This is a genomic window from Pseudomonas sp. NFACC56-3 (assembly GCF_900100025.1).
Taxonomy (GTDB): Bacteria; Pseudomonadota; Gammaproteobacteria; order Pseudomonadales; family Pseudomonadaceae; genus Aquipseudomonas; species Aquipseudomonas fluorescens_AA.
In genome coordinates, this window is record NZ_FMTK01000013.1 from 120633 (window position 1) to 131894 (window position 11262).

The 11262-nt window shown below is 61.6% G+C and carries 10 protein-coding genes; 6 read left to right on the plus strand and 4 right to left on the minus strand.

Translation table 11 applies throughout. The features are described from left to right. The first annotated feature begins 8 nt into the window (after positions 1–8). Positions 9–152, plus strand: a complete 144-nt coding sequence (locus BLO80_RS18360) for a hypothetical protein (RefSeq protein WP_371914582.1) — start codon at positions 9–11, stop codon at positions 150–152. Beyond that, positions 152–1390, plus strand: coding sequence for an RNA polymerase sigma factor (locus tag BLO80_RS18365; protein WP_092329055.1), 1239 nt, complete (start codon positions 152–154; stop codon positions 1388–1390). Before BLO80_RS18360 ends, BLO80_RS18365 begins: the two co-directional genes overlap by 1 nt. A gap of 428 nt (positions 1391–1818) precedes the next feature. On the opposite strand, the gene BLO80_RS18370 is transcribed toward BLO80_RS18365, so the two are convergent. The 4 genes from BLO80_RS18370 to BLO80_RS18385 all read right to left on the minus strand — a co-directional run bounded on the left by BLO80_RS18370 (position 1819) and on the right by BLO80_RS18385 (position 7142). Beyond that, positions 1819–3162 (minus strand): imelysin family protein, encoded by a 1344-nt coding sequence (locus BLO80_RS18370; protein WP_092329053.1) that lies wholly within the window; start codon positions 3160–3162, stop codon positions 1819–1821. Positions 3163–3421: 259 nt separating this feature from the next. Then, positions 3422–5473, minus strand: a complete 2052-nt coding sequence (locus tag BLO80_RS18375; protein WP_092329051.1) for a putative bifunctional diguanylate cyclase/phosphodiesterase — start codon at positions 5471–5473, stop codon at positions 3422–3424. Positions 5474–5767: 294 nt separating this feature from the next. Further along, positions 5768–6364, minus strand: coding sequence for a superoxide dismutase (locus tag BLO80_RS18380; protein ID WP_003198616.1), 597 nt, complete (start codon positions 6362–6364; stop codon positions 5768–5770). 175 nt (positions 6365–6539) lie between these two features. Continuing rightward, positions 6540–7142 (minus strand): LysE/ArgO family amino acid transporter, encoded by a 603-nt coding sequence (locus BLO80_RS18385; protein ID WP_092329049.1) that lies wholly within the window; start codon positions 7140–7142, stop codon positions 6540–6542. A gap of 97 nt (positions 7143–7239) precedes the next feature. Here BLO80_RS18385 and BLO80_RS18390 point away from each other — a divergent pair, with 97 nt between their 5' ends. From BLO80_RS18390 to BLO80_RS18405, 4 genes are all read left to right on the plus strand, one after another. Then, positions 7240–8148: a LysR family transcriptional regulator ArgP gene (locus tag BLO80_RS18390; protein ID WP_092329047.1), complete on the plus strand. Its 909-nt coding sequence runs from the start codon at positions 7240–7242 to the stop codon at positions 8146–8148. Positions 8149–8190: 42 nt separating this feature from the next. After that, positions 8191–9183: an NAD-dependent epimerase/dehydratase family protein gene (locus BLO80_RS18395; RefSeq protein ID WP_092329045.1), complete on the plus strand. Its 993-nt coding sequence runs from the start codon at positions 8191–8193 to the stop codon at positions 9181–9183. A gap of 106 nt (positions 9184–9289) precedes the next feature. After that, a complete protein-coding gene (locus BLO80_RS18400; RefSeq protein ID WP_092329043.1) occupies positions 9290–10165 on the plus strand; it encodes an ATPase in 876 nt (291 codons plus the stop codon). A gap of 230 nt (positions 10166–10395) precedes the next feature. After that, entirely contained in the window at positions 10396–11238 is an 843-nt protein-coding gene (locus tag BLO80_RS18405; RefSeq protein WP_092329041.1) for a cache domain-containing protein, read from the plus strand. Positions 11239–11262: the final 24 nt, after the last annotated feature.

The following is an 11262-nucleotide window of genomic DNA, read 5'->3' on the forward strand; positions in this document are numbered from 1 at the left end:
TTTCATTCATGAACCTCACCGCTGCCCCTTGCGCGTTATCCATCAGCCGGGTCATCGATCGCCAGACACACGACGCCATGGGTTTCCCCGAGGGTTGGGGCCAGGGCCTGGACCGGTTTGAGACGCTGGTTGCCCAAGGCATGCCCGACTGATGTCGGTCGAAACGGTCAAGGCGCGGGTCGAGCAGGTTTATCGGCAAGACTCGCGGCGGATCCTGGCGACGCTGATTCGCCTGCTGGGTGATTTCGAACTGGCGGAAGAGGCCTTGCACGAGGCCTTTTTCATCGCGGTCGAGCGCTGGCAGCGCGACGGTGTACCGGACAACCCGCGGGCCTGGCTGGTGTCTGCCGGGCGCTTCAAGGCCATCGACAGTTTGCGCCGGCGCGCGCGTTTCGCCGCGTCCCAACCGATGTTGATCGCTCAACTCGAGGCGCTGGAGCAGGATCCGTGGAGTGACGAAGACGTGGAAGACGATCGCCTGCGGCTTATTTTTACCTGTTGCCACCCGGCCCTGGCGGCGGATGCCCAGGTGCCCCTGACGCTACGGGAAGTCTGCGACCTGACCACTGAACAAATCGCCCGGGCCTTTCTCGCCGCACCGGCGGCCATTGCCCAGCGCATCGTGCGGGCCAAGGCGAAAATCCGCGATGCCAGGATCCCCTATCAGGTGCCGTCCCGCGCGGAACTGCCGGAGCGGCTGGACAGCGTGCTGCGGGTGATCTACCTGGTGTTCAACGAAGGGTATTCGGCCTCGATGGGGGCCGAGTTGACTCGCGAAGACCTCACGCGCGAAGCCATCCGTCTCGGGCGTCTGCTGATGGAGTTGCTGCCCGAGGCCGAGGTCATGGGGTTGCTGGCGTTGATGCTGCTGCACGAATCCCGGCGCCCGGCGCGAACGTCTTCGACCGGCGAACTGATCCTGCTGGATGAGCAGGTGCGATCCTTATGGGATGCCGAGCTGATTGCCGAGGGCTGTGCGTTGGTGGAAGCCGCGCTGAAAACCCGACGGTTCGGGCCGTACTGCCTGCAAGCGGCGATTGCGGCGGTGCATGCCGAAGCGCCGACGGCTGAGCAGACCGATTGGCCGCAGATCGTCGGGCTTTACGATGTGCTGCTGCGGGCCGTGCCGTCGCCGGTGATCGAACTCAACCGCGCCGCCGCCCTGGCCAAGCGCGACGGACCACAGGAAGGGCTGCGCCTGGTTGACGGAATACTCGCCAGGGGGGATTTGACGGACTATCACCTGGCCCACTCGGCGCGGGCGGAGTTCTGTCGGCAGTTGGGGCGGGTGGACGAGGCGAGGGCCGCGTACCGACGCGCGCTCGAACTGACGCAGCAACTGCCGGAACGACGGTTTATCGAAGGGCGGCTTGCCGGGTTGCAGCCATGAACCACAGTGACGCCCCTTGTGGGAGCGAGCTTGCTCGCGATACCGGTAGACCAGCCAACATCAATATCGACTGATAGACCCCTATCGCGAGCAAGCTCGCTCCCACAAGGGTAGTGATGACTGATCTCGCATTTTCGAAACACCAGAAAGCACTGTGGGAGCGAGCTTGCTCGCGATAGCGGTAGACCAGCCAACATCAATATCGACTGATAGACCCCCATCGCGAGCAAGCTCGCTCCCACAAGGATAGTGATGACTGATCCCGCATTTTCGACACACCAGAAAGCACTGTGGGAGCGAGCTTGCTCGCGATAGTGGTAGACCAGCCAACATCAATGTCGACTAATAAGATCCCCATCGCGAGCAAGCTCGCTCCCACAGGTTTTGTGGCTTGGCTGGCTGCGTTAACCCTCAGCCAGCCGGTTCGATCAGAACTCGTGATCAGCGTTGTCCGGGTTCAGGTCACTGATGCCCAGTTTGCCCGCAGCCTGCTCGATCGAACCGGTCTGCTTGACCAGTGCGGCGATGGCGTCGCGCACGATCTGGTTACCGGCAGTGTTGCCGGCGGCGATCAACTGGTCGTAGTGCTCACCCTTGTTGGCATGATCGACCATGACCTGGATCTTGGCCTCGGTGTCGGCCAGGTCGGCCTTGAGCGCGGTGTCCGTGGCCGGGTCGGCCTTGGCGACCAGGGACGACAGGCTGGCGCCGGTCATCTTGGTGCCGTCGACACGGGTGTATTCGCCCAGGTACACGTTACGTACGCCCTTGGCATCGTAGAAATGCGAGTTGTGGGTGTTGTCGCTGAAGCAATCCTGTTCGTCTTCCGGCGAGTTGGCTTCCAGGGACACCTTCATACGCTCGCCCGCCAGTTCACCCAGGGACAGGCTGCCCATGCCGAACAGCATCTTGCGCAGGCCGCTTTCGGCAGGTTCCGCTTCCAGGGTGGCGCGGTAGTTGTCGGCCACGTTCGGCTTCCAGTTGCCGACCATTTCTTCCAGGTCGCTGACCAGCAGTTGGGTCACGGACTTGAGGTAGGCACGACGACGGTCGTTGTGGCCGCCAGTGGCGCCGGCGCCTTCCAGGTAATCCGAAGCGGGGCGATTGCCGGCGCCCGGGCCGGTGCCGTTGAGGTCCTGGCCCCACAGCAGGAATTCGATGGCGTGGTAGCCGGTGGCGACGTTGGCCTCGGAACCGCCCAGCTCGTTCAGGCTGGCGAGTTTTTCCGGGGTGATGTCCTTGACGTCGACCTTGTCTTCGCCAACCTGGATTTCGGTATTGGCGATGATGTTGGCGGTGGCGCCCGGGTTACCCAAGGCGTGCTCGTAGGACTTGTCGACGTAGTCGATCAGGCCTTCGTCCAGGGGCCAGGAGTTCACTTGGCCTTCCCAGTCGTCGACGATGGTGTTGCCGAAACGGAACACTTCGCTTTGCAGGTACGGCACGCGTGCGGCGACCCAGGCAGCCCTGGCGGCTTTCAAGGTGTCGGCGTTCGGCTTGGCCAGGAACGCGTCGACGGCGGTTTGCAGGGTCTTCGCAGTGGATTCGGCATCGCTGTAGACGGCATAGACGATGTCGGCATAGTGCGCGACAACGGCCTTGGCGGCGGCTTCGTCGACTTTGCCGGCGGCAGCAGGGGCGACCGGTGCCGAGGTGCTGGCGGCCGGCGTTGGCGCTTGCGGCGCGGCGGCCTTGTCTTTGCCTTCGCCGCAACCGGCGAGGGAAATAGCGATGGCCAGCAGACTGGCGGTAGCCAGGGGCATACGAATCATGGCGAACATCCTGCTTCGGTGATGGATGGGACAGGCGCGAGGGTGCGCAAAAACTGCGACATAATGCGAAAGATTTGCATTATGTGTAAAGGGTTATGCTTGTAAATATTTCTTATTTAATGAAGGGATCGGCAGCGTCCGTAGGAGCTGCCTCGCGAAGCGAGGCTGCGATCTTCCCACTGCCAATCGAGTCTGGAGCGAAAGATCAAAAGATCGCAGGCTTCGCCAGCTCCTGCAGGAACGTGGCAAAAGAGAGGAATCAGAGGATGGACACCTTGCTGCGCTCGGCCTGCTTCAGGTAAAGACCCAATTCCCGCGCCGGTAGCGGCTTGCTGTAGTAGTAGCCCTGACCTTCGTGGCAGCCCTCGGCGATGATGTAGGCTTCCTGCTCGACCGTCTCGACGCCCTCGGCAATGACCTGCATCCCCAGGCTCTTGCCCAATTGGATGATGGCCCGGACGATGGTTGCGTCATCTTCGTCGTCGAGCAGGTCCTGGACGAAGCTCTTGTCGATCTTGATCTTGTCCAGCGGCAGGCTCTTGAGGTAGCTCAAGGACGAATAGCCGGTGCCGAAGTCATCGATGGCAATCAGCGCTCCAGAGCGACGCAGGCTCAGCAGGTGCTGGGCCGCGGTGGTGATGTCTTCCATCAGGCCGGTCTCGGTGACCTCCAGCTCCAGGCTGCGCGGCGGCAGCCGGTATATCTGCAGGAGATTGTTCACCACCCGTGGCAGTTCGGCGTGGTGCAGTTGCACGGTCGACAGGTTGACCGCCATGCGCAGGTCGACGAAGCCCTGGTCGTGCCATTCGCGCAATTGCCTGCACGCCTGGTCCAGCACCCATTCACCGATGGCGATGATGGTGCCGTTCTGCTCGGCCAGTGGAATGAACAGGTCCGGCGGCACCAGGCCGTGCTCGGGATGGTGCCAGCGGATCAGGGCTTCGGTGCCCACCACCCGCAGGTCGCGGTAGCTGATCTGTGGCTGGTACACCAGGGAGAACTGCTCGCGGGCCAGGGCCTCGCGCAGGTCTTTTTCCAGCTCGCGGCGGCGGCGCATCTCGCTGTCGACGCTGGCGATGTAGAACTGGTAGCGATTGCGCGAGCGGCTCTTGGCCAGGGTCATGGTCTGCTCGGCTTTCTGCAGCAGTTTCTCGGTGCTGTCGCCGTCTTCGGGGAAAAGGGTGATGCCGATGGTGGCCCGCAGGCGAATTTGCTGATCGTCGATGGCGAACGGCGCTTCCAGGTCATCGAGGATGCTCTGGGCCAGTTCGGCGGCCTCGTAAGGCTGTTCGATGTCGGCCTGGACCAGGGCGAACTGGTCGCCCCCCAGCCGCGCCAGTGCGCCAAGCCGCCCACTGTGGGCCCGCAGTCGATCGGCCAGGGCCAGCAGCAACTGATCGCCGGTCTGATAGCTGAACTGTTCGTTGATGCCCTTGAAATCATCCAGCCCTACACACAACACCGCCACCCGACGTTGCAGGCGTCCGGCGTCCACCAGGATCTTGTCCAGTTGTTGTTGAAGTTGCTGGCGGTTGGGCAGACCGGTGAGAAAGTCGTACTGGGCCATTCGTAGCAGACTGTTTTCCGCTTCGTGACGCAGGTGCGTGTTGCGCTCGATGGATTCGAGCAGTTGGTTGGCCGTGTTGATCCACAGGCCCAGTTCGTTTTGCTCGTGGCCGCGCAATTGCGGGATCTTGTGGGCGCTGGGGCGATCGGGGTTGATTTCGGTCAGGTGCTCGATGATCCGCGACAACGGCTTGGTCAGCAGCCAGTGATAGACCAGGTACAGCACCAGGCCCATGGCCAGGGCCCGCAGCATCCCGGAGATGAAGATGATCACCGAGCTGACGATGAAACCCTCGCCGTAGGTGGCCGTGTCGAGGGTAATGCTCAGGTCGCCGTAATATTCGCTGTAGGGGCCACGTCCCACCAGTTGCGTAGTGAAGGTGCGCTCCTTGCCCAGGATCAGGTCGGTCAGCCAGCGGCTTTCGGAGTGCTGCAAGGGGCGGGCCTTTCCGGCGAGCATGGTTTCGCGGGGATGGCCGATGGAGGCCATGCGCACGGCTTGGTCCTGGAACAGGCCTTCGATCACTTGCATGCCCATTTCCCGGTCCAGGCTGTAGACGGCCTGGGTCGATGGATCGCGGAACATGTCGAGGATACGCTGGGCGTCACTGGCGACGGCCTGGTTGGTTTTGTAGGCATCGAACACGATCTGGGCGCAGCTCAAGACCATGCCAACGATCAATGCCGAGAGGAGCACGACCCGGAGCAACTTCACAGACAAGCTGTTCTTGAGTTCCAGCTTCAAAGAGTGGTTCCTTGTTCCGTGCGGGTAGCGTCAAGTTGCCATGAGTATTGGCAATCCTGTGATGTCAGTCAAAGGGACAATCAAACACAAGGGTTTTCGCTTGAAACCTGGCCGATGTACGTTTTTTCCAGAGTGATTGCTCTACGACCATTGTGTCGGTTGGAAGGCACCGCAACTTGAGGCCTGCCGGGATTTTTTCTTGGGTTCCAGACACGGGGTATTTGGCTTGCGATCAATTCTGTTACGCAAAAAAAACCCGGCACGGCGCCGGGTTTCCTTTGTCTGGCATCGAGCTTAGGCAGTGAAGGCTTTGCCTTCGAACTGCTCGGCGACGAATTTCCAGTTGACCAGGTTCCAGAACGCTTCGACGTATTTCGGACGAACGTTGCGGTAGTCAATGTAGTAGGCGTGTTCCCACACGTCGCAGGTCAGCAGCGGGGTGTCGCCGCTGGTCAGCGGGTTGCCGGCGCCGATGGTGCTGGCCAGGGCCAGGGAACCGTCAGCTTTTTTCACCAGCCAGCCCCAGCCGGAACCGAAGGTGCCGATGGACGTCTTGCTGAATTCTTCCTTGAACTTGTCGAACGAACCGAATGCCTTGTTGATGGCTTCAGCCAGGGCACCGGTTGGTTGACCGCCGGCGTTTGGCGCCAGGCAGTTCCAGTAGAAGGTGTGGTTCCAGACCTGAGCGGCGTTGTTGAAGATACCGCCCGAGGAGGTCTTGACGATTTCTTCCAGGGTCTTGCCTTCGAACTCGGTGCCAGGCACCAGGTTGTTCAGGTTCACGACATAGGTGTTGTGGTGCTTGTCGTGGTGATATTCCAGAGTCTCTTTGGAGATGTGCGGCTGCAGTGCATCGTGTGGATAGGGCAGCGGCGGCAATTCGAAAGCCATGGTGATTCTCCTAATCAGGTCAGTTGCGGTGAGCGCAAGGCCGATCACGGGCGGCCAGACTAGCGCCGGGGAGTTTGTACTCTTTGCGGCGCAGGAGTCGGATCATAGCACCGGGGGTGCGGCATAACCACGCAACAACTGTGTGGAATAGAGGTTCCAGAGCGGTTTGGAATAATCAGCCGGCGACAATCAATTGCATCGCCACGGTAAACATCATCACCGCCACCAACAGGTCCAGGATCCGCCAGGTGCTTGGACGGGCCAACCAGGGGGCCAGCCAGGCGGCACCGATGGCCAGGGTGAGGAACCACAGCAGCGAGGCACTGGCCGCGCCCACTACATAGGCGCCGGGCACGCTCTGCTGGGCACCGAGGGAACCGATCAGCAGCACGGTGTCGAGGTAGACGTGGGGGTTGAGCAGCGTCACCGCCAGCGCGCTGAGCAACACGGCCCGCAGCGAGCGCGCAGCCTGGTTCTCACCCTGTTGCAGACTCTGCTTCGAACAGGCCCGGCGCAAGGCCAGGCTGCCGTACCAGAGCAGGAACGCCGCGCCGCCCCAACGGGCAATCGACAGCAGTAACGCACTCTGGGCCAGCAAGGTCGCCAAGCCGAACACCCCGGCGGCGACCAACAGGGCGTCGCAGGCGATACACAGCGCCGCGACCGGCAAGTGGTGCTCGCGGCGCAGGCTCTGGGCCAGCACGAATGCGTTCTGGGCGCCGATGGCCATGATCAGCCCGAGAGCCACCAGAAGCCCGTTCACATAGCTTTGCCACATCGTTTTATCCCCGGTCAGTTGATGAATTGCTGGCCATTCTCCTGTGGCGAGTTGTATAAGAAAAACCAATATTGCTGATTGCTCATTAGGGAAACTGATGTTCGATTACAAATTGCTCTCCGCCCTGGCCGCCGTAGTCGAGCAGGCTGGTTTCGAGCGCGCGGCCCAGGTGCTGGGTTTGTCGCAATCGGCCATTTCCCAACGGATCAAGCTGCTGGAGGCGCGTATCGGGCAGCCCGTTCTGGTGCGTGCCACGCCGCCAGCGCCCACGGAAATCGGCCGTCGGTTGCTCAACCATGTGCAACAGGTGCGGCTGCTCGAGCGCGACCTGCAGAGCCTGGTGCCGGCGCTGGATGAAGAGGGGCTGCCGGAGCGTCTGCGCATCGCCTTGAACGCCGACAGCCTGGCAACCTGGTGGGCCGCTGCCGTGGGGGATTTCTGCGCCGACCATCACCTGTTGCTCGACCTGGTGGTAGAAGACCAGACCGTGGGCCTCAAGCGCATGCGCGCCGGTGAAGTGGCGGCCTGTGTCTGCGCCAGCGAACGCCCGGTGGCGGGTGCTCGCAGCGTGCTGTTGGGGGCGATGCGCTACCGGGCGTTGGCCAGCCCGGCCTTCATCGCCCGGCACTTTCCCGACGGCGTGCGCGCCGATCAACTGGCGCGTACGCCGGCATTGGTGTTCGGCCCGGATGATTTCCTGCAGCATCGCTACCTTGCGTCCGTAGGCGTGGAGGGCGGTTTCGAGCATCATTTATGCCCCTCGTCCGAAGGTTTCATCCGTCTTGCCGAGGTGGGGTTGGGCTGGGGGCTGGTGCCCGAGCTGCAAGTGCGCGAACAGCTGGAGCGAGGCGTGCTGGTGGAATTGTTGGCAGATAAACCGATCGATGTGCCGCTGTACTGGCATCATTGGCGCAATGGTGGGCAGTTGCTCGGCTTATTGACTGAGCGATTGATCGCAGCGGCAAGCAGCACGCTGCAAGCGGTAAGTGAAAAGCGCTTGGCTTGAAGCTTGTGGCTTGTAGCTCGAATCTGATTTTTAGGAGCATGCATGAAGATTTTGGTCACCGGCGCAAGCGGCTTCATTGGCGGGCGCTTTGCGCGTTTCGCTCTGGAGCAGGGCCTGGATGTACGGGTCAACGGTCGCCGGGCCGAGAGTGTGGAACACCTGGTGCGTCGCGGTGCGCAGTTCGTCCAAGGCGACCTGAACGACCCTCTGCTGGCCCGCGACCTGTGCCTGGATGTCGAGGCCGTGGTGCATTGCGCCGGCTCCGTAGGGCTGTGGGGCCGCTACCAGGATTTCCACCAGGGCAATGTCCAAGTCACGGAAAATGTCGTCGAAGCCTGTCTCAAGCAGAAGGTGCGCCGCCTGGTTCATCTGTCCTCGCCGTCCATTTACTTCGACGGCCGTGACCACCTCGGGTTGACTGAAGAACAGGTGCCCAAGCGCTTCAAGCACCCTTACGCCGCCACCAAGTACCTGGCCGAGCAGAAAGTCTTCGGTGCCCAGGAGTTCGGCCTCGAAGTGCTGGCCCTGCGCCCGCGTTTCGTGACCGGTGCCGGTGACATGAGCATTTTTCCGCGCCTGCTGAACATGCAGCGCAAGGGGCGACTGGCCATTGTCGGCAACGGGTTGAACAAGGTGGACTTCACCAGTGTGCAGAACCTCAACGAAGCGTTGCTCAGCAGTCTGCTGGCCACCGATTCAGCCCTGGGCAAGGCTTACAACATCAGCAACGGGGCACCGGTCCCGCTGTGGGATGTGGTCAATTATGTGATGCGCCAGATGGAAGTCCCACAGGTCCGACGTTATCGTTCCTACGGCTTGGCCTACAGCCTCGCTGCCCTGAATGAAGGGTTCTGCAAGTTATGGCCAGGCCGTCCCGAGCCGACGCTGTCGCGCCTGGGCATGCAGGTCATGAACAAAAATTTCACCTTGGATATCAGTCGCGCCCGGCATTATCTCGATTACGATCCGCAGGTCAGCCTGTGGACCGCCCTCGATGAATTTTGCGCCTGGTGGGGTGTCCAGACAGCCCGCTGATCGGCCCATCATGAACCGAGTGCCAGGTTCGGGGTCAATCGGTGCGGCGGGCGAGGGGGTTATACTCGCCGCATCAAGCCATTATCGGTTTTCCAAAGGTCGAACCATGCCCATGCGTAACGATGCCAATGACGACTTCGACGATGTTCCGAGCCTGCGGATGCGGGCCGACATTCCCGATGACGATGATTTCATGCCCAGCCGCCAGCCTCACGTGCAAGCGCGCTCGGCGCCCGTTGCCGCGGCCAAGGTCAAAGGACCCAGCACCGGGCCGCTGTGGGCATTGGTCGGCGCGCTGCTGTGTGCATTCGGTTTCCTGGCCTGGTGGAGCTTCCAGCAGATTTCCCTGATGGAGCAGCAACTGGTGGCGACCCAGGAAAGCTTCGCCCGGATCAGTGAGGATGCGGCAGGGCGCTTGCAGGACATTTCCGGCAAGGTGGTCGCCGGGCAGTCCAACGTCATGAGCGACAGTGAAGCCTTGAAGCTGCAGATCAAACAGTTGGACAACAAGCTGCAGGAACAGGGGCGGCAATTCGACGGCAAGCTGCAGGAACAGTACAAACTACAGCAGGCCACGTTCGGTCCATCTGCCGACCTGGACAAGGAACTGGCCCAGCTCATCGCCCAGGCCTCGGAACAGCAGAACACCAACACGCAGTTGCAAGCGTCCAACAAGGAGCTCCAAGCCCAGGTCAAGGCGCTGGCGGCAGAAGTGACCGCCCTGAAGAGCCAGGGCGAGGGTGGTGCCTTGGATGCCCAGCTCAAGAGCATCGGCGCTGACATCACCGCCCTGAAAAGAGCCACCTCCAACTCCGCCATCGACCGCCTGGAACAGGAGGTGATCGTGCTCAAGAGCCAGCAGGACAAGGGCGGCAACACGGCCGAGTTTGACGCTTTCCGCGGCCAGGTCACCCGTAACATCAACACGTTGCAGGCGCAGATCCAGAACTTGCAGCAGCAACTGCGCGCTGGGGCTCAATAAGCCGTTTGTGCGCGCATCATTTCTGGATGTGCCGCCGCTATCGCGAGCAAGCTCGCTCCCACACCGGAGGGTGCTGACCCTGTGGGAGCGAGCTCGCTCGCGATGACGTCCTGTCAGTCAATATCAATACCACTGGCTCACCCAGGCTCCCCAGCAATTCCCTGAATACTCCAACATCACCCCACGCCGTCTACGCTCTTGAAACACCAACAAGAACGAGGGGCGCACGCATGGGGTTTTTTCACAGGATGGCCTGGCTGGGTGCAATGCTCATGCTGGGGCTAGCTCAGGCCCAGGCGGCCACTGCGGACGATGGCCAGGCGGCCCGGGCGCTGCTGGAGAAGGCCTTGGCCTATTACCACGACAACGGCGACAAAGCCTTTGCCGCGTTCAGTCGCCAAGGGGAATTCGTCGACAAGGATCGCTACGTGTTCGTGGTGGACACCCAAGGTGTGATGCTCGCCAGCGGCGGGCCGTCCTCGGCGTTGATCGGGCGAGACGTGTCCGACGTGCTGGGGCCGGATTTGCGCAAAGCCTTCAAGGACGCCTTGAAAACCCCCGAGGCCAGTGGCATCCAGCAAGCCGAGTACCGCTGGCAGAACTGGATGGACGGCAAGGTCGAGCGCAAGCATGTGTATTTCCAGCGTGTCGGCGAGCGAATCCTGGCTGTCGGCTACTACCTGCCCCGGGCTTCCGCCGAACAGGCCAGGGCGTTGCTGGACAAGGCCTCGAATGACCTGCTGAAAAACGAGAAAGCCACGCTGACGGCGGTCAACTCCCTCAAGGGCGGTTACCTGCAGGATGACTTGTATGTCTTTGTCGTCGACCTCGATACCCGGCGCTATGTCGGCCATGGCACCAATTTGCGCTTGATCAATACCGACTTCGCCAAGGTCAAGGACCCGGATGGCAAACCGGTGGGCGAGCCGATCCTGGCGTTGATCGGCAAACAGGGCGAGGGAGAGTACGAGTACCGTTGGAAGAATCCGGTGACCGGCAAGGTCGAGGATAAACACGCGTACCTGAAGAAGGTCGGGCATTTCCTGGTGGCGGTGGGGTATTACAGTCCTTGATGCGAGGCGCTGGACATTGTGGCG